This is a genomic window from Paenibacillus sophorae (genome assembly GCF_018966525.1).
Classification (GTDB): domain Bacteria; phylum Bacillota; class Bacilli; order Paenibacillales; family Paenibacillaceae; genus Paenibacillus_AQ; species Paenibacillus_AQ sophorae.
The window spans coordinates 127,786-146,196 of the sequence record NZ_CP076607.1; the positions used below are offsets into that span (position 1 = coordinate 127,786).

General features: G+C 56.0%; 14 protein-coding genes and 1 riboswitch. Of the genes, 10 read left to right on the top strand and 4 right to left on the bottom strand.

Going from position 1 to position 18,411, the window contains the following annotated elements; all coding sequences use genetic code 11:
- Positions 1-40 precede the first annotated feature (40 nt).
- On the bottom strand, positions 41-2,914 hold the full coding sequence (gene uvrA, locus KP014_RS00605; RefSeq protein WP_036601658.1) for an excinuclease ABC subunit UvrA: 2,874 nt from the start codon (positions 2,912-2,914) through the stop codon (positions 41-43).
- A gap of 791 nt (positions 2,915-3,705) precedes the next feature.
- A complete protein-coding gene (gene uvrB / locus KP014_RS00610; protein ID WP_036594013.1) occupies positions 3,706-5,697 on the bottom strand; it encodes an excinuclease ABC subunit UvrB in 1,992 nt (663 codons plus the stop codon).
- A gap of 181 nt (positions 5,698-5,878) precedes the next feature.
- On the opposite strand from uvrB, the gene KP014_RS00615 reads away from it, so the two are divergent.
- The 5 genes from KP014_RS00615 (at position 5,879) to KP014_RS00635 (ending at position 10,330) form a co-directional block, all read left to right on the top strand.
- Positions 5,879-6,658, top strand: a complete 780-nt coding sequence (locus KP014_RS00615; RefSeq protein ID WP_051499890.1) for a flagellar motor protein — start codon at positions 5,879-5,881, stop codon at positions 6,656-6,658.
- Positions 6,655-7,506: a flagellar motor protein MotB gene (locus tag KP014_RS00620; protein WP_036594015.1), complete on the top strand. Its 852-nt coding sequence runs from the start codon at positions 6,655-6,657 to the stop codon at positions 7,504-7,506. Before KP014_RS00615 ends, KP014_RS00620 begins: the two co-directional genes overlap by 4 nt.
- 262 nt (positions 7,507-7,768) lie before the next feature.
- Complete coding sequence (locus KP014_RS00625; RefSeq protein WP_036594018.1) at positions 7,769-8,992, top strand: AGE family epimerase/isomerase; 1,224 nt, start codon at positions 7,769-7,771, stop codon at positions 8,990-8,992.
- Between the two features lie 197 nt (positions 8,993-9,189).
- A complete protein-coding gene (locus KP014_RS00630; RefSeq protein ID WP_036594023.1) occupies positions 9,190-9,564 on the top strand; it encodes a hypothetical protein in 375 nt (124 codons plus the stop codon).
- Positions 9,565-9,685: 121 nt separating this feature from the next.
- Entirely contained in the window at positions 9,686-10,330 is a 645-nt protein-coding gene (locus KP014_RS00635) for a hypothetical protein (RefSeq protein ID WP_036594025.1), read from the top strand.
- Between the two features lie 287 nt (positions 10,331-10,617).
- Here the strand turns inward: KP014_RS00635 and gcvH are convergent, their stop codons facing one another.
- The gene (gene gcvH / locus KP014_RS00640; RefSeq protein WP_036594028.1) at positions 10,618-11,010 is read right to left on the bottom strand and encodes a glycine cleavage system protein GcvH; all 393 of its coding nucleotides are present in this window, start codon (positions 11,008-11,010) and stop codon (positions 10,618-10,620) included.
- A gap of 183 nt (positions 11,011-11,193) precedes the next feature.
- Positions 11,194-11,291: riboswitch (glycine riboswitch) on the top strand.
- A 315-nt stretch (positions 11,292-11,606) separates the two neighbouring features.
- On the opposite strand from gcvH, the gene gcvT reads away from it, so the two are divergent.
- The 3 genes from gcvT to gcvPB all read left to right on the top strand — a co-directional run bounded on the left by gcvT (position 11,607) and on the right by gcvPB (position 15,730).
- Positions 11,607-12,710, top strand: a complete 1,104-nt coding sequence (gcvT, locus tag KP014_RS00645; protein ID WP_036594031.1) for a glycine cleavage system aminomethyltransferase GcvT — start codon at positions 11,607-11,609, stop codon at positions 12,708-12,710.
- 210 nt (positions 12,711-12,920) lie between these two features.
- Positions 12,921-14,273, top strand: coding sequence for an aminomethyl-transferring glycine dehydrogenase subunit GcvPA (gcvPA, locus tag KP014_RS00650; protein WP_090833796.1), 1,353 nt, complete (start codon positions 12,921-12,923; stop codon positions 14,271-14,273).
- Entirely contained in the window at positions 14,270-15,730 is a 1,461-nt protein-coding gene (gcvPB, locus tag KP014_RS00655) for an aminomethyl-transferring glycine dehydrogenase subunit GcvPB (RefSeq protein WP_036604426.1), read from the top strand. The genes gcvPA and gcvPB overlap by 4 nt, the downstream gene beginning before the upstream one ends.
- Positions 15,731-15,835: 105 nt before the next feature.
- On the opposite strand, the gene KP014_RS00660 is transcribed toward gcvPB, so the two are convergent.
- A complete protein-coding gene (locus KP014_RS00660) occupies positions 15,836-16,792 on the bottom strand; it encodes a helix-turn-helix transcriptional regulator (protein WP_036604431.1) in 957 nt (318 codons plus the stop codon).
- Positions 16,793-17,010: 218 nt separating this feature from the next.
- Here KP014_RS00660 and KP014_RS00665 point away from each other — a divergent pair, with 218 nt between their 5' ends.
- Complete coding sequence (locus KP014_RS00665) at positions 17,011-17,496, top strand: DinB family protein (RefSeq protein ID WP_036604429.1); 486 nt, start codon at positions 17,011-17,013, stop codon at positions 17,494-17,496.
- A 28-nt stretch (positions 17,497-17,524) separates the two neighbouring features.
- The gene (locus KP014_RS00670; protein WP_216700440.1) at positions 17,525-18,337 is read left to right on the top strand and encodes an alpha/beta fold hydrolase; all 813 of its coding nucleotides are present in this window, start codon (positions 17,525-17,527) and stop codon (positions 18,335-18,337) included.
- Positions 18,338-18,411 lie beyond the last annotated feature (74 nt).

The following is an 18,411-nucleotide window of genomic DNA, read 5'->3' on the forward strand; positions in this document are numbered from 1 at the left end:
CCCTTTCGTGTTTCCTTTTTATGAAAGTCTGACGCTCACCCTATTGTGCTTCCGAGGTCTGGAGCATCAGCGCCTCTGTCCTCGCCGTATCCCGAAGCAGAATCGGTTTCAGGTATTTGCCCGTATATGATTCCGGTACCTGGATGATCTGTTCCGGGGTGCCGGATGCGATAACCGTTCCGCCGCCGCTGCCGCCTTCCGGTCCCATGTCGACGATATAATCAGCCGTCTTGATTACGTCCAGATTATGCTCGATAACGAGCACGGATTCGCCCGATTCAACCAGACGGTGCAGTACTTCCAGCAGGCGGCCGATATCGTCCACATGCAGACCTGTAGTCGGCTCGTCCAGAATATACAGCGTCTTGCCCGTACTCCGGCGGTACAGCTCCGACGCCAGCTTCACACGCTGCGCTTCCCCACCGGAAAGGGTCGTTCCCGGCTGGCCCAGCTTGATATAGCCAAGACCCACATCGAGCAGAGTTTGCAGCTTGCGGTGAATTTTCGGTATGTTTTGGAAGAATTCCGTTCCATCCTCGACCGTCATCTCCAACACATCGGCGATGTTCTTCCCTTTGTACTTCACTTCCAGCGTCTCACGGTTGTAACGTTTGCCCTTGCAGACCTCGCACGGAACGTAGACGTCCGGCAGAAAGTGCATTTCAATCTTGATAATGCCGTCGCCCCGGCATGCTTCGCAGCGTCCGCCCTTGACGTTGAAGCTGAAACGGCCTTTTTGAAAGCCTCTTACCTTCGCTTCATTCGTCTTGGAGAACAAGTCGCGGATGTCGTCGAACACGCCCGTATAGGTTGCCGGATTGGACCGCGGCGTGCGTCCGATCGGCGACTGGTCGATATCGATAACTTTGTCCAAATGGGCAAGGCCGCGTATTTCTTTATGCTGGCCCGGGCGTACCTTAGACGCTTTGTTCAGCTCTTTGGCCAGACTCTTGTAGAGAATTTCGTTGACAAGCGATGACTTGCCGGAGCCGGATACGCCGGTTACCACCGTAAAGACGCCGAGCGGAATTTTGACGTTCACGTTCTTGAGATTATTTTCCTTGGCCCCCCGGATTTCCAGCCAGCGACCGTCGGTTTCGCGCCGATCGGAGGTGACCGGAATGAATTTGCGTCCGCTTAGGTATTCGCCGGTCAATGAGTTGGGGTCGTTCATGATTTCCTGCGGCGTTCCCTGGGCCATCACTTTCCCGCCATGAATGCCCGCTCCAGGGCCGATGTCGATAATATAATCCGACGCCAGCATCGTATCTTCGTCATGCTCGACAACGATCAGGGTGTTGCCGAGATCGCGCATATGCGCAAGCGTCGCAATGAGCCGGTCATTGTCCCGCTGGTGCAGGCCGATGCTGGGCTCGTCCAGGATGTACAGCACGCCCATCAAGCTGGAACCGATCTGTGTCGCCAGCCGGATGCGCTGGGCCTCCCCGCCTGACAGCGAGCCTGCCGTACGGCTGAGCGTCAAATAATCGAGACCGACATTGACGAGAAAGCCGAGACGGCTGCCAATCTCCTTTAGAATCAGATTGGCAATAGCTGTTTCTTTCTCGCTTAAAGTAAGGTCGCTGAAAAAGCGTTGGCTGTCCCCGATCGACAGATCGGTTACTTCGGCAATGTTCTTGTCGCCTACCGTCACGGCTAGAATCTCACGTTTCAGCCGTTTGCCTTTGCATACGGGGCATGGCTTGGCGCTCATAAACCCTTCGATGAATTCGCGGATGCCATCGGACGCCGTCTCACGGTAACGGCGTTCGAGGTTCGGAATAATGCCTTCGAAAGGAACCATCGCTTCCTTCCGCTGCCCAAAATCATTCTCATAGCGGAAATGGATTTTCTCGCTCCCCGTACCGTGGAGCAGCTTGTTCATATGCTCCGGCGTCAGTTCGCTTACAGGCACATTCTCAGGAATGTGAAAGTGCTGGCATACCGACTTCAGAAACTGCGGGTAATAGTTGGATGTGCTGCCTGTCCAGGCTAAAAAAGCGCCGTCTTCGATGGATTTGCCGGCATCCGGGATGAGCAGATCGGGATCGACCACCATTTGCGCCCCAAGGCCGTCGCATTCCGGGCACGCACCAAACGGGCTGTTAAAGGAGAACATGCGCGGCGCCAGCTCTTCCATACTGAAGCCGCACACGGGACAAGCAAAGCTGGAGCTGAACAGCAGTTCTTCCTGGCCGATGATATCGACGAGAATTTTACCGCCGGACAGCTTCAGAGCCGTCTCGATGGAATCCGTCAGCCGCGACTCCACATCTTCCTTGATGACGATCCGGTCAACCACGACTTCAATTGTGTGCTTCTTGTTCTTCTCAAGCTCAATGTCCTCGGATAAATCGCGCAGCTCACCGTCGACTCGCACACGCACGAAGCCCTGCTTCGAAATTTCCGCAAACAAGCTCTTATGCTCGCCTTTGCGGCCTGATATGACCGGTGCGAGAATCTGCAGTCTCGTCTTCTCCGGGTACTGCATAATCCGGTCGACCATCTGCTCGACCGTCTGCGACGTGATCTCGATGCCGTGGTCCGGGCAGTGGGGATGTCCGACACGCGCGAACAGCAGGCGCAGATAGTCGTAAATCTCCGTTACCGTTCCTACGGTGGAACGCGGGTTGCGGCTTGTCGTCTTCTGGTCGATGGAAATGGCCGGGGACAAGCCGTCGATGGAATCGACATCCGGCTTCTCCATTTGGCCGAGGAACTGGCGTGCATAAGCCGACAGCGACTCCACATACCGCCGCTGTCCTTCGGCATAAATGGTGTCAAAAGCCAACGACGACTTGCCGGAGCCGCTTAGCCCCGTCAGGACGACGAACCGGTCGCGCGGTATCGTCACGTCGATATTTTTGAGATTATGCGCCCTTGCGCCTTTGATTACTATGTTTTCGTTCGCCAACGGTACATCTCCTCCAAATTTTCGGTTCACCCTCCCAAACCCTCCCAGTGGGAGGGCCCCAAGGGCTGCGCCCTCTGGACACCCGCAAATTTTGGCGGAGGGAGGGCGGGGGGCCGTGTTTAGTTGCCTGCGTGCGGTGAGCCGCTTATCCCTGCGGGACCGCTCGAACGTTTGCGCTCGCGAGGGTGGGCGCCTGAGTGCGATTACCTGTAAGGAGCACTCTCCCTTGCGGGATTCGCTTTACATTTGCGCGGGAGCGCTCACTGCGACTGCTTGCTAGGAGCGCTCTCCCTTACGGGATTCGCTTTACGTTAGCGCGGAGCACTCACTGCGACTGCTTGCAAGGAGCGCTCTCCCTTGCGGGATTCGCTTTACGTTTGCGCGGGAGCGCTCACTGCGACTGCTTGCTAGGAGCGCTCTCCCTTACGGAATTCGCTTTACGTTAGCGCAGAGCACTCACTGTGACTGTCTGCATGGAGCGCTCTCCCTTACGGGATTCGCTTTACGTTTGCGCGGGAGCGCTCACTACGACTGCCTGCAGGGAGCGCTCTCCCTTACGGGATTCGCTTTACGTTAGCGCGGTGCACTCACTGCGACTGTCTGCATGGAGCGCTCTCCCTGCGGGATTCGCTTTACGTTTGCGCGGTGTACTCACTGCGACTGCCTGCAAGGAGCGCTCTCCCTGCGGGATTTCGCTTCAAGGCTGCCGGCAAAAAGCACGAAGAACGGCCTAAGGACAGCGCCGTTCACACTCGTTCAATTCTATCGTGATTCTTTCGCGTAAGACTCGGTTACTCGGCCCGCAGCTCCAGCAAGGCGTCGCGCAGCTCGGCGGCGCGTTCGAACTGGAGATTCTTTGCGGCTTCCTTCATTTCGGCCTCAAGCCGCTGCATCAGGCTCTGACGTTCTTTCTTGCTCATCTTGCCGGCAGCGCCGGTTAAGTAATCGGCTTTCGATTCGGCTACCTTCGTTGCCTCAATGACATCGCGCACTTTCTTGCGGATCGTTTGCGGTGTAATGCCATGCTGCTCGTTGTAGGCGATCTGGATGGACCGGCGCCGTTGGGTCTCGGTAATCGCCTTGTCCATGGACTCGGTAATATTGTCTCCGTACATGATCACCTTGCCTTCCGAGTTGCGCGCGGCGCGGCCGATCGTCTGGATCAGTGAACGCTCGGAACGGAGGAAGCCTTCCTTATCGGCATCGAGTATCGAGACCAGCGATACTTCCGGCAGATCAAGCCCTTCTCTTAACAAGTTAATACCCACGAGCACGTGAAACGTACCGAGCCGCAGATCGCGCAGTATCGCTATCCGCTCCAGCGTCTTGATGTCAGAATGCAAATAGCGCACCTTGATGCCGATTTCCTTGAGATAATCGGTGAGATCCTCCGACATCTTCTTCGTCAGCGTCGTAATCAGCACACGCTCGTCGCGGTCGATCCGCTCGCGGATTTCGCCAATCAGATCGTCGATCTGCCCTTCCGTCGGGCGCACCTCGATTATGGGGTCAAGCAGGCCGGTCGGCCGGATAATCTGTTCCACCATCATATCGCAGTGCTCCAGCTCATAGGGACCGGGTGTTGCGGAGACATAGACGATCTGCTTGACCTTATCCTCGAACTCCTCGAATCTCAGCGGCCGGTTGTCTAGGGCGGACGGCAGACGGAAGCCGTGCTCAACCAGCACGGTTTTGCGCGCCTGGTCACCGTTGTACATCGCCCGGATCTGCGGGAGCGTCACATGCGACTCGTCGATAACAATCAGCATGTCGTCCGGGAAATAATCCAGCAGCGTGTAGGGAGTGGCACCGCGCTCGCGGAAGGTCAGAGGTCCGGAGTAGTTCTCGATGCCGGAGCAGAAACCGACCTCCTTCATCATCTCAATGTCATACCGCGTCCGCTGCTCCAGCCGCTGGGCTTCCAGCAGCTTGCCGGCGTCACGCAGTACGGCCAGACGCTCTTCCAGTTCCCGCTCGATGTTGACAAGAGCAACGCGCATCGTCTCTTCCTGCGTAACAAAGTGGGAAGCCGGGAAGATGGCGACATGCTCCCGCTCCCCGATCAGTTCCCCCGTCAGCACGTCGATCTCGGTAATCCGCTCGATTTCATCGCCGAACAGCTCGACGCGAATGGCATGCTCCCCTTGCGAAGCGGGGAAAATCTCGATCACATCGCCGCGCACGCGGAACGTTCCCCGCACGAAATTGATGTCGTTGCGCTGATACTGGATATCTACCAGCCGGCTTAAGATTTGGTTCCGGGGTCTCTCCATCCCTACCCGCAGCGATAGCAGCAGGCTGCCGTATTCCTGCGGCGAACCGAGGCCGTAAATGCAGGATACGCTCGCGACGATAATGACATCCCTGCGCTCGAACAGCGAGCTCGTCGCAGAGTGGCGGAGCTTATCAATTTCTTCGTTGATGCTGGAATCCTTCTCAATATAAGTATCCGAAGAAGGGATGTAGGCCTCCGGCTGGTAGTAGTCGTAATAACTCACGAAATAATCGACCGAGTTATGCGGAAAAAACTCCTTAAATTCGCTCGCCAGCTGAGCGGCCAGCGTCTTGTTGTGCGCGATGACCAGCGTCGGCCGGTTCACCTTGGCGATCATCTGGGCTACGGTAAATGTCTTGCCCGTGCCCGTCGCTCCCAGCAGCGTCTGATGCTTCTTGCCCTGCCGCAAACCTTCCACCAATTCTCCGATGGCGCGGGGCTGATCGCCCTGGGGTGAGTACTCGGACTCCAGTTCGAAGGTCTTCGTACTGACGACAATATCATTCATTTGCCCGCCTCCCCCTTAATCATCTAAAATATATTAATATATTATCAAAATTGTTAGCTTAAATGCCGATCTTCATACTAAAGTGAAAAAATGGAATATAAGAATATTTGTTCCCATCCATTATACATGTCCCGCCGTATTCATGCAAATCTAAATATATATTAATTAAGGAGTATAACCAATGGATATCACCTCGATAATCGGCATCCTTGCCGGACTCGCCGCCCTGATCGGCGGATTCTTCTGGGAAGGCGGCGGCGTATCCGGTCTTCTGCAATGGAATGCCGCTCTGATCGTATTCGGAGGCACGGCTGCCGCGGTTCTGATCAGCTTTCCCGCCCGCACGCTGCGGTCCGCCGGGAAAGGGCTTAGGATAGCCTTCGGCCGGAGCCAGGCTCACCTGGAAGAGCAGGCGGAAGAACTCGTGGAGATGGCAGCCTTCTCCCGCCGAAACGGCGTTCTGGCATTGGAATCCCGGCTGGAGACGCATCCCGATCCCTTCACCCGCGAAGGCCTGCAGCTTATTGTCGACGGCACGGACCCTGGACAGGTTCGTCAAATTCTAGAGCTGGAGATGGACGCTGCGGAGCTTAAGAATGAAGGCTATGCCAAAGTGTTCGAGGCCGCCGGCGGCTACGCGCCCACCATGGGAATTATCGGAACCGTTATGGGACTCATTCGCGTGCTCGGCCACCTTACCGATCCTTCCCAGCTCGGGCCTTCAATTGCCGTCGCTTTCACAGCGACGCTGTATGGGGTCGCCAGCGCCAATCTGCTCTTCTTGCCTATTGCCTCCAAGATTAAGTCACGCAGCCAGCTCAGGCTGCACGGCATGGAAATGCTGCTCGTAGGCATTCTGGCTGTACAGAATGGCGATCATCCCCAAATGGTGCGCAAGAAGCTGGCCTCATTTCTTCAAAGCGAAGCGGAAGGGATCGCCTCAGCCGGAGTCCGGACATGAGGCAGCGGGGACGCCGGGATCGCCTCCCTGACGGACGCGACAGCAGCAACCGCTGGATGATTACCTATGCCGATCTGATTACGCTGCTGCTTATTTTTTTTGTCATTCTCTATGCCATGAGCAGTCTGGATCAGGAGAAATATAGCGGCGTAATCTCTTCGCTGCAGCGCTCGTTCCAGACCGGAAACGGTGTGCTTGGTGGCGGGAACGGATTACTTGACGGCGGGAAGGGCGAGAAAAATGAAGGCAGCCTGGAGAACAGAGACGGTCAGAGCGGTGCAGACAGCCAATCTGCCGTTATTCCGTCAGCGACACCTGATGGCGGAAGCGGACAGGCTGCCGCGTCTCCCTCTCCCCGCGAGCTTGCCTTCCGCCAGCAGGAAGCGAAGCTGGCAGAGCTGATGAATGTAATTACGGAGTACGTGCAGACCAATCATCTCGGTGGCCAGATTTTTGTCGCGGACAAGCCTCAGGGCATCGCCATCACCCTCAGCGACCGCTTCCTGTTCGATGTCGGCAAAGCGGATCTCAAGCCCGCAGCGTATCCCGCACTGCATCAGTTGTCCGGCCTGTTCCGCGGCATCGGCGCGATGGTCAGCATCGAGGGCCATACGGACAACAGGCCGGTGCTCCCCTCTTCCCGGTATGTCGACAACTGGGAGCTTTCGGGAGCCCGCGCGCTGTCCGTCCTGCGTTTTTTCCTGGAAAAAGAGGGGCTTAAACCCAGTCAGTTCCAGTATGCCGGTTACGCCGATACTCGCCCAGCTGCGGACAATGCCACGGAGAGCGGACGACAGAAGAACCGCCGGGTGGAGATTATCGTACTGCGGCAGCTGCAGGAAGAGTGACAGCGGCCTTTCGAAATCCATATACACAATAATGCGCCAATGCGCCGCCTACGGCGGATTTTCGGACAGCACTGCCTTGTCTCCCGAAAATCCGCTTTTTCGCGCTGCCCCATCCAGAGGAGGAATAGCCTGCCGGACTTGATGACCAGAATCAGACGGCCGTTTGCATGCTTTTCCCCTTAAATCCTTCAGCTAACATAAAGTCCAAGCTTAACGCATAGATGATCATTATCGACAAAACAAAAGAAAGAGGGATATATCCATGAACGATACCCGAGCCGTTTATCCAGATTTCGCGGATCCATCCTTTTTAAAGCAGCATATTCTGGACACGGTGCATTTCTATGCCCCCCGGTGTATCGACCTTCAGAACGGCGGTTATATCAACTCCTTCCTGGACGATGGAACCATAAGCGATTACGAGACGAAACAATTGGTTGGAATGACGCGGTTCGTTTATATTTTCAGCGCAGCTTTACAGGTTGGGGGACCTGAGAAGTACCACGGAGCAGTGGAGCACGGGCTGCACTTTCTGCGTGAATATCATTGGGATCATGAGCATGGCGGATATCATTGGACGGTAAAAGGACGTACTCCGACCGATAAAAGAAAGTTCGCCTACGGGCACGCTTTTGTCTTGCTGGCGGCCTCCAACGCATTCAAAGCGGGAATCTCCTCAGCCGGGCCGATGATCGGCGAAGTGTACGAGGTGCTGGAGAAACATTTTTGGAGTAAAAAAGACGGACTGTACGCCGATGAACTCACCACCGACCGAATGGAATTGTCTCCCTATCGCGGACAGAATGCTAATATGCATTTATGCGAAGCGATGATGGCAGCTTACGAGGCTACCGGCGACAGACGCTATCTGGACCGCGCGAATACCCTGGCGTATTCCGTCATGTTCAAGCTGCTCCGGCAATCGGGCGGACTGATATGGGAGCATTACAATTCCGATTGGGAAATCGACTGGAACTACAACAAGGACTACACCAAGAGCGAATACCGGCCTTACGGGTATATTTTCGGCCACTCTATCGAGTGGTCCAAGCTGCTCCTGCTGCTGCACCGGCACTTTCCGCAGGAATGGCTTCTACGGCTGGCGGAGCGCTTGTTTTGGGAGGCGCTGCACAAAGGACTGGACCGGCGGCATGGGGGTATTTTCTTCGCAATGTCTCCTGTGGACGGACGAATTATCGACGCGGATAAATCGTACTGGGTAATGGCTGAATCGCTCGGCGCTTCCGCTATGCTGGCCGCCAGTACAGGCCGGGCGGAATACCGGAAATATTATCTGGATATGTTCGCTTACTGCTGGACTTATTTTGTAGACCATCGCTTCGGGGGATGGTACCAGGTTCTGGATGCATGCAACCGGAAATACAGCAATATCAAGAGCCCGCCGCCGAAGGCCGACTATCATCCTGTCACGAACTGCTTAACGGCACTCTCCGTATGGGAAAATGCGGCTGGTAAGCCGCAGTGACGCAAGCAGGAAGTTCAGAAGGAGCAGCGCCGACTGGGAAATCCGAGTGTAGTCGACCTAAACTGGGACTCGAAATTAAAATCAGAGCTTGACGAAATCCTTCCGGGCATGAAAAAGGATATCGGTCGCCGCAGAGGACAGTAGGGGTTTCAAAACACGGGCCCTCTCGGCGTGCTTACGCGCAGTGGTCAGACTCCATGCCGGCGGCACATCATGCCGTCCCTCGTTGTGTAGAGGTTGAAGGGACAACGCATCCGTTTGTTCAGGCGGAACAGCATTCTTTTCCTGCAAACCAGCAGGTTTTATCGGTGAATTTCGCCCGGGAAGAAGAAATGGATGCAATTGCGCAGTCATTTGAGGCTTACACGCCGGAACAGGAAGAAGGGATGAGAGATGCCCGCACATTTGCAGGAAATGAGTTTAGGAGGGGTTTTTGCGAGAAAAAAAGATGTACAGATGCAGAAATTCTCCGCCTTCCGCTGATGCCGGCTCATGCCTTGTGGGGTGGGCGGCGGTCGCGTTTGTGTCCACTGAAAGGCAACCTCATGATTCATGTCGTCATCTCTTGCTGAGTCACATGCAAAGCACTGATTTTGAAATAGTGCCGAGACTTTTTATATTAATAATGGGATTATTGGAAGGAAAAAATATACAGAACGTGGAAGAGAGTAAACAAAGGAGATGTTGCAGACTATGCCTTCTCTTGTCCGCGCTCTGCGCGACCCGAAGCGGTGGCTGGCCGTATGGAATTGGATTGGCATGCCGCTCATCAGCCTGGTTTTTCAAGTCTTTTTCTTAATCTTTCTACTGGGTTTCGGAGGTTTTACGTTATTGCTCTGGTCCTATCCCCGCCTGTTCTGGGGTATCCCATCCGGCATGCCCACGGGCTGGAAACTGATGATGATAAGGAGCTATTTTCTGGCCTTTGGCGCCTTATACGCAATCGTCTGGTGCGGCTACTGGCAGATACTGTGCGCGCTGAACAGCGGGAATAAAATCCCGGCTTTCCCGGTTCATGTGCTGGCCGCCTGGCTGCCGCTGCTCGGTACGCTGTACTTTGCCGATCCGGTCAGCTATCCGGACGCCATGATTCCGATCTCCGCCGCCCAAATCACCTTTGAGATGAGCACTGCCATGACGGCTGCTGCGCTGTTCCCTTTTTACTCTGCATCGATATTCCTGTTCGTTCTTTCCCCTTCCGTGCGGACAGGCTGGAAAATAGGAAGACTTCTAGGGCTGTGGATTATTTTTGCAGCTGTCAGCTTGTATCTGCTATCCGTCTTCTGGCATATCGCGCCTTCAATATACAAGGGAATCGCTGGATTTCCCATACGCTAGCACCCGGTGAAGGAATTTTTGGTAAAGCGGAAAACATGGCTTCCGGCTCTAGAGGCTGCGGGGGCCTCGGAAGGGTGCGGACTTGAAGTGAATTTTGCATAATGCCGACTCAAAAAAGCAAAAAGCAGGCCTCAGCCGAAGGATAAATCCGCCGTCCCAAGCCTGCCTAAGCCGATTCACTGCTATCTGCGCGTATGAGATCTCCAAGCAACCGTCGAGAATGCCGAATAAAAGAGCGCTTTAGGCAGAATACCCCTGCCCAACAATCCGCTGTTCCCGCTTATGATTTACTCGCCGACCAACTCACGATAAGCCGCCGCGTCCAGCAGTCCGGAAGTAGCCGAATCGTAATCTCCCTCGACTTCCACCTCGTAAATCCAGCCTTCGCCGTACGGCTGAGAGTTCAACAGCTCGGGGCTGTCTTCCAGCGCTTCGTTGACCCGCGTCACCGTTCCCGACACCGGAGAATATAATTCGGATACGGTCTTGACCGATTCAATGCTGCCCACGCTGTCGCCGGCGGTGATCGCCGTACCGATTTCGGGAAACTCCACGAACACGATGTCGCCAAGCAGATGCTGGGCATGATCGGTAATGCCAACACGCACGGTTGTTCCTTCTCCCTGCTGCGCCCATTCATGCTCTTCGCTGTACCGGAGATTGTCTAGCACTTCACTCATTTTCGTTAGCCGCCTCTTTTCGTCATTGGGAGTCATAAATTAGTTATAGACTAAGTTATGCCCTTATCCGATGTCAATATATCTAACAGGAAAATAAATTTCGGCCGGTTTTGATCGAATTGTGTTGACATCGGGATGGGATTCCAGTATTAATGGAGTGAGAATAATCACATACGACTGCGAATGATGGCACAGGGAGAGACTGTCCTGCAAGGACGGCGCCGAAGGAGTAAGCCTTAACCCAAGGTGAATCTCTCAGGCAAAAGGACCTCTGCCGGACGCATCTCTGGAGAGCACCGGAGCTTCATAAGCATACGGTCACCAACGGGGAAACCTGCATTCAGCTAGGGCGCCAAGCCATAGGGCAAGCAGCGGCTCATGCTGAAATACCGGACGTTCACGGCCCGGCGCAGGGTAACTTTCAGGTACAAGGGACAGAGCGAAGGACGATGTCGCGCATATGTTGCGCAGATGCGTCTTTCGCCTGTCCCTTTTTGCGCTTGCAGTAATAGAGAGGCCGATCCCCTGTAAGGTTTCGGAAGATGTCTCTGGGGGCAAGCTTCACTTTGTAGGATAAAAACACAGGGAGTGACAACATGGATGCTTTGAAAAGAACGCCTTTTTTCGCTTTCTACTCCGCTTTTCCGGAGTCCAGAAGCATTGATTTCGGCGGTTGGGAGCTGCCGGTCCAGTTCACCGGCATCCAGAAGGAGCATGAAGCGGTACGCAGCCGGGCGGGATTGTTCGATGTCTCGCATATGGGCGAGTTTATGGTGACGGGCAGCGGCGCCGAGGCGTATCTGCAGCATATGACAACCAATGATGTCGGCAAGCTCGCGGACGGCCAGGCGCAGTATTCGCTGCTCTGCTACCCGGACGGCGGTACGGTCGACGACCTGCTCGTATACCGTCTGGGCGAAGGCCGCTACATGCTGGTCGTCAATGCCTCCAACATCGGCAAGGATTTTCAGTGGCTTCAGGACCATCTGCCGGAGAGCGGCGTGAAGCTTACGGACCGGTCGGAAGAAACGCTGCTGCTGGCGGTTCAGGGGCCGCATGCGGAAACGATCATGAGCGAAGTCACCAATGTGCCGCTGGCCGGTCTGAAGCCGTTCCATTTCGTAGAACACGCGGCAGTGTGCGGCGTGGAAGTGCTGCTGTCCCGCACAGGCTATACCGGCGAAGACGGCTTCGAGCTGTATGCTCCGGTAGACGCCGCGGCGAAGCTGTGGAACGGGCTGCTCGAAGCGGGCAGCGCCCACGGGCTGACGCCAGCGGGTCTCGGCGCGCGGGACACGCTTCGCTTCGAGGCGAAGCTGCCGCTGTACGGCCAGGAATTGTCGAAGGATATCTCGCCGCTGGAAGCAGGCATTGGCTTCTTCGTGAAGCTGGATAAGGGTGACTTTATCGGCCGCGAAGCGCTCAAGGCTCAGAAGGAGCAGGGCGTCCCGCGCCGATTGGTTGGAATCGAAATGATCGACCGGGGCATTCCGCGTTCGCATTATCCTGTCTACTCGGACGGGCAGCGGATCGGCGAGATTACGACAGGCACGCAGTCACCGACGCTGAAGCGGAATCTCGGGCTTGCCTTGGTGGAAGCCCGGTACAGCGAAATCGGCATGGAGCTGGAAGTGGAGATCCGCGGCAAGCGGCTCAAGGCCACTGTCGTGAAAGCCCCTTTTTATAAGAAAAACTCCTAGTGAAGTCTTTTCGAAGAAGTTGCCAAATCCCTCATTAGCGGTTGTTTTTCTTGCGATTAAAGAATTGTTCAGCTCCGCTGAAAACTTATAAATTCTTTAATCTAAAAAAAAGCCGTTAAGCACCTGTCTGTGCAGGACATAACCTATTCATTTAATCAGCTTTATAATTAATCAGCTTCATAATTAATCAGCCAAGGAGTGAATCCGTAAATGAAGCATCGTTATCTGCCGATGACCGAGCAGGACCGCAGCGAAATGCTGGCGGAAATCGGGATTCAGTCCGTGGAGGAACTGTTCGCCGATATTCCCGAAGCCGTGCGCTATAAGGGCCGGTTGCCCATGTCGGAAGCGCTGGACGAATACGCCCTGCTGCGGCATATGAAACAGCTGGCGGACAAAAACGCCGATTTCGACAGCCACACCAGCTTCCTGGGCGCGGGCCTCTACGATCACCATGTGCCCGTCGTTATTAACCATGTCATTTCCCGTTCGGAATTTTATACGGCTTACACGCCTTACCAGCCGGAGATCAGCCAGGGCGAGCTGCAGGCGATCTTCGAATTTCAATCGTACATTTGCGAGCTGACCGGCATGAAGGTCGCCAACGCCAGCATGTACGACGGCGCGACGGCCTTGTCCGAGGCGGCGGTGCTGGCTTCGGGCGCTGCGAAGCGCAAGAAGATCGTCGTCAGCAGCGCTGTCCATCCCGAAGCGCGGCAGGTGGTGAAGACGACCGCAGCCGGACTCGGCCTTGAAATCGCCGAGGTCGGCTCCTCGGACGGCGTCACCGATCTTGCGCTGCTGGCGCAGGCGATTGACGGCGAGACGGCGGCGGTGCTGGTGCAGTACCCGAACTTCTTCGGGTGCATCGAGAATCTGGCCGCCATCGAGCAGCTCACGCACGACGCCAAAGCGCTGCTCGTCGTCAGCGCCAATCCCCTCGCCCTCGGCGTACTCGAAACGCCGGGCAAGCTTGGCGCCGACATTGTTGTCGGCGACGCCCAGCCGCTCGGCATCAGCGCCTCGCTCGGCGGTCCGACCTGCGGCTACTTCGCGGTCGCGGAGCATCTCATGCGCCGCATTCCCGGCCGCATCGTCGGCCAGACGGTCGACCGCAGCGGCAAGCGCGGCTTCGTGCTGACGCTTCAAGCCCGTGAGCAGCATATCCGCCGCGAGAAGGCGACGTCGAACATCTGCTCCAATCAGGCGCTGCTGGCGCTTTGTGCTTCCGTCTATCTGTCCGTAATGGGCAAGGAAGGCTTGCGCGAGGTCGGCGGACTGAATATCCGCAAGAGCCATTACGCGGCATCCCGGCTCGGGGCTATTCCAGGCGCTAAGGTCGCCTTCTCCTCCCCGTTCTTCAATGAATTCGTGCTGAAGCTGCCGGAGGGCAGCGATCCTGGCGCGGTTAACGCCAAGCTGCTCGGTAAAGGCTTCCTCGGCGGCTATGATCTCGGCAAGGACTACCCGGAGCTTTCCGGCCATATGCTGATTGCCGTAACGGAGAAACGGAGCAAGAGTGAAATCGACGAATTTGCAAGCGTACTGGAGGGCTGTTTATGAAACCGGAACAAAGCCTTATCTTTGAACTGAGCCGTCCCGGACGCGCCGCCTATTCCCTGCCGGAATGCGATGTGCCGGCGGAGGAAGGCCTGGATGCGCTGATTCCCGCCGAGCTGCTGCGGAGCGAACCGGCCGCGCTTCCGGAAGTGTCCGAGGTGGATGTTATCCGCCATTACACCGCCCTGTCCCGCCGCAACTTCGGTGTTGACAACGGCTTCTATCCGCTTGGCTCCTGTACGATGAAATATAATCCGAAGATCAACGAGGATGTCGCCCGCTTCCCGGGATTCGCGAAGATCCATCCGTACCAGCCGGAAGAGAGCATCCAGGGCGCGCTGGAGCTGATGCACACGCTGCAAAGCGACCTTGCCGCGCTGACCGGCATGGACGCCGTATCGCTTCAGCCCGCCGCCGGCGCGCATGGCGAATGGACCGGACTGATGATGATCCGCGCGTATCATGAGAGCCGCGGCGAGGTCCGGACCAAGGTCATCGTCCCGGACTCCTCGCACGGCACGAATCCGGCCAGTGCTTCGGCTGCGGGCCTTACGACAGTGACCATTCCTTCCAATAAGCAGGGAATGGTAGACCTGGAGGCGTTGAAAAATGCGGTCGGCAGCGACACCGCGGCGCTCATGCTGACCAACCCGAGCACGCTCGGCCTGTTCGAGACGCAGATTGTCGAAATCGCCAAGATCGTGCATGAAGCGGGCGGGCTGCTCTACTATGACGGAGCCAACTCGAACGCGATCATGGGCATCACCCGTCCCGGCGATATGGGCTTTGACGTTGTGCATCTCAATCTGCACAAGACGATGAGCACGCCGCACGGCGGCGGCGGCCCGGGCGCCGGCCCGGTCGGCGTCAAGGCGAAGCTGACTCCGTTCCTGCCCGGCCCCACCGTGGCCAAGACGGAAGACGGCAGCTTCACGCTTCAAGAAGGAAGCCCGCAGTCGATCGGCCGGGTGAAGGCTTACTACGGCAACTTCGGCATTCTTGTCCGCGCCTATACCTACATCCGCACCTACGGTCCGGACGGACTGCGCGAGGTGTCGGAGAACGCCGTGCTGAACGCCAACTATATGCTGAGCCGCCTCGCGCCGCATTTTGACGTGCCTTACCCTGGCATCTGCAAGCATGAATTCGTCCTGTCCGGCAAGAACCTGAAAGCCTATGGCGTTCGGACGCTTGATGTCGCCAAACGCCTGCTCGACTTCGGGTATCATCCGCCGACTGTCTACTTCCCGCTCAACGTGGAGGAGTGCATCATGATCGAGCCGACCGAGACGGAAAGCAAGGAAACGCTCGACGGCTTCATCGAGACGATGATCCGCATCGTGCAGGAAGCGAAGGATACGCCTGAAATTGTTCTGAACGCGCCGCACACCACCGAAATCAGCCGTCTTGACGAGACGCAGGCAGCGCGGAAGCCCGTGCTGAACTGCTCCTGCGGATAAGCGGGCGGCAACGCGGCATTAGCACGATAAAGTCCTTCTTGAACATCTGGAGAATCATTTTTCCAGGTGCATCAAGGGGGATTTTTCAGTTTGCGGGGAGGGTTGTTATACTTGCCTATCATACTTGGCCAGCAGCTCCTTCAGCTTCGCTCTCATGCAGTCGATCAGCTCCGGCGGTTCACGGACCTCGGCGTCGCTCCCAAGGCCGATGAACAATCTGGCGAAGTAAGGAATTTCGCTAATCGGAATATCGCCGTCTATCCAGCCGGTGCCGTCTTCCCGAACCTGCAGCAGTCCCCGCCGTCCCAGCTCCGCTTCGCACACCCGTACCCCCTCCTCGCTTAGTTGAACGCGGCAGCGGGTATACTGGCTTTTGTCCGAAAAAGCATCTTCCCAGTTTCCCAAATGAACGCTGCGCAGGTTCAGCGGCTTTATTCCGGGGCCCCCTTCCTCCACGCTTACGATTCGGTCGCACCGGAACAGCCGCACACCGCCGCGCAGAAAGCAATACGCCGGACAATACCATAGGCCGCTGCTGGCATAAATGCCGATCGGCTGAATGTCCCGGACCGATACGTTCTCCTGCGATTTGTATCCGATCCGCACGACCCTTTGCATCACAGACGCATCTAGCAGACAAGACAGATAGGGAGACTCAGCCTGTCTAGCCGGAATGACGAAATCCACCCGGTTCTTCATCTGGTCGATCCTGTCCCTGACGTCCCCAGACATATAATTATAGAATTTGCTCAGCGCCGACGAAGCCTCCGTCTCAAAAGGAATAAAAGAGTAATGACGCAGGGCGTGGCAGGCGAAAAAAAGGGCGACCGTCTCCTCCTCGGTAAAAGCGATAGGCGGCAGTATCCGTTCGTTCAGCACCTGGTACCCGCCATGTGGCCCCACTTCCGAATATAAAGGAACGCCAAGTTCTCCAAGCTCCTGCAGATCCCTTAATATCGTCCTCGCCGACACGCCGAATTCCTGCGCAAGCTCCTTGACGGTAAACTTCTTCTTGCGGTTAACGGTCAGCATCAGCTCCAGCAGCCGTTTCGATTTGGGAATGGTGTCCCGGTTTTCGCGTTTGGACATGGGCGGCAGCCTCCTTTCTGCATTTGAGCTGGAATCTTTCTATTATTTCATGACAATACTTGTCACTATTATAGACTACAATGGAAACCGAAGCCCAGAGCGACGTATGCTGGAAAATTACACTTCCCAGATGAACCGTCTAACTACGATGCGCTGCTGGCAAAACCAATGCAATCGAAAGGTGTGAGCTTATGCAAGCCTTAAGTGAAATGAAAGGTCTGCTGTTTGAAGAACTGGAGCATATCATCCGGACCTCGTCCAAGCTGATTGCTAAAATCTCCCCGGAGCACCGGGATTACCGTCCCCGGGACAATATGCGTTCCCTGCTGGAACTGGCCCAGCATCTTGTATCCATTCCCTCGGTCGATCTACTGATCCTGCAGGAGCAAGGGCAGCCGGAAATCCGGCGGATGGAAGAAGAAATAAATCAGGACAGCGCATCGGAACAATTATCTGCATGGATGGACAAAGGCTTTAAGGATCTAAAAGCGTATATGGAGGGACTGAGCGAGGAAGACTTCCTGCACAAATCCACCAAGCCGTTCTATCTGGAGTATGGTTCCGTGCAGGCCAAATGGCTGATTGAAATCGTCACCCATGCCCAGCACCACCGGGCGCAGCTCTTCAATTATATGAAGGAACTCGGCTATGACGTTAACATGTTCGATCTGTACTGAACCGGATGCAGGCACAAGGAGGAATAAGATGATGGCCGATCTTAAATGGAACCCTGTTGCAGAGGGATATTCCCGGAAGTTCTTTGAAGGTCCGGATACGACCCTGTCGTTTATCGATTTTGGAGGCGGCGGATTTCCGGTGCTTGCCCTGCACGGCCATATGAACGAAGGCTTGTTCGCACAGGATCTGGCCCGGACGCTGGCAGGTGAATACCGCGTTATCGCGCTGGACCAGCGGGGGCACGGAGAATCGGGCCGTCCTTTAAGCTACGATAACGAACGCTACGTCGACGATGCGCTGGCCCTGCTCGATCATCTTGGCATTGATGAGACCGTACTGCTTGGTCACTCTCTCGGAGGCGTCGTCGCTTACCGCCTGGCGGCGCGGCGTCCGGAGCGGGTGCGTGCGCTGATTATTGAGGATATTGGCGCGGTCGTGAACGACAACCTAAGCTTTACGGGCCGGTGGCCGCGGCGAATGCCGACGAAGGAAGCGCTGATTGCCGCTCTGGGGCGGGTCGGCCCGGCCTTCGCTTACTCGATGCGGGAGTACGGGGACGGCTGGGGACTGCCCTTTGTCCCTGAAGATATGGCAGTCTCCCAGCGCCATCTGAACGGCGATCACTGGGACGATTGGCTCGCAACCGATTGTCCCGCTCTGCTTCTGCACGGTATGCGGAGTACATGCCTGTCTTACGACCAGGCGGAGGAGATGGCCTCCAGAAGACCGAATACGAAGCTTGTTCATTTTGAAGCCGGCCATTCCATCCATTTTGATGCGCTAGACCCTTTTATTGAAGCCATTCAGGCTTTTCTTAAATCGATCAGAACCGAACAATAGCTGCCAAAACCCGGACTTTGGGGCCCATGCTGAAATACCAGAAGTTTCACAGCCCGGGGCAAGGCAACTTTCAG

Excerpts from the sequence above, each read along its gene's own strand:
- KP014_RS00670 (WP_216700440.1), top strand. The coding sequence starts at position 17,525 with ATGATGGCCGATCTTAAATGGAACCCTGTTGCAGAGGGATATTCCCGG.
- gcvT (WP_036594031.1), top strand. The coding sequence starts at position 11,607 with ATGGATGCTTTGAAAAGAACGCCTTTTTTCGCTTTCTACTCCGCTTTT.
- KP014_RS00625 (WP_036594018.1), top strand. The coding sequence starts at position 7,769 with ATGAACGATACCCGAGCCGTTTATCCAGATTTCGCGGATCCATCCTTT.
- KP014_RS00630 (WP_036594023.1), top strand. The coding sequence starts at position 9,190 with ATGCCGGCGGCACATCATGCCGTCCCTCGTTGTGTAGAGGTTGAAGGG.
- KP014_RS00665 (WP_036604429.1), top strand. The coding sequence starts at position 17,011 with ATGCAAGCCTTAAGTGAAATGAAAGGTCTGCTGTTTGAAGAACTGGAG.
- gcvPA (WP_090833796.1), top strand. The coding sequence starts at position 12,921 with ATGAAGCATCGTTATCTGCCGATGACCGAGCAGGACCGCAGCGAAATG.
- gcvPB (WP_036604426.1), top strand. The coding sequence starts at position 14,270 with ATGAAACCGGAACAAAGCCTTATCTTTGAACTGAGCCGTCCCGGACGC.
- KP014_RS00620 (WP_036594015.1), top strand. The coding sequence starts at position 6,655 with ATGAGGCAGCGGGGACGCCGGGATCGCCTCCCTGACGGACGCGACAGC.
- gcvH (WP_036594028.1), bottom strand. The coding sequence starts at position 11,010 with ATGAGTGAAGTGCTAGACAATCTCCGGTACAGCGAAGAGCATGAATGG.
- KP014_RS00615 (WP_051499890.1), top strand. The coding sequence starts at position 5,879 with ATGGATATCACCTCGATAATCGGCATCCTTGCCGGACTCGCCGCCCTG.
- uvrB (WP_036594013.1), bottom strand. The coding sequence starts at position 5,697 with ATGAATGATATTGTCGTCAGTACGAAGACCTTCGAACTGGAGTCCGAG.
- KP014_RS00635 (WP_036594025.1), top strand. The coding sequence starts at position 9,686 with ATGCCTTCTCTTGTCCGCGCTCTGCGCGACCCGAAGCGGTGGCTGGCC.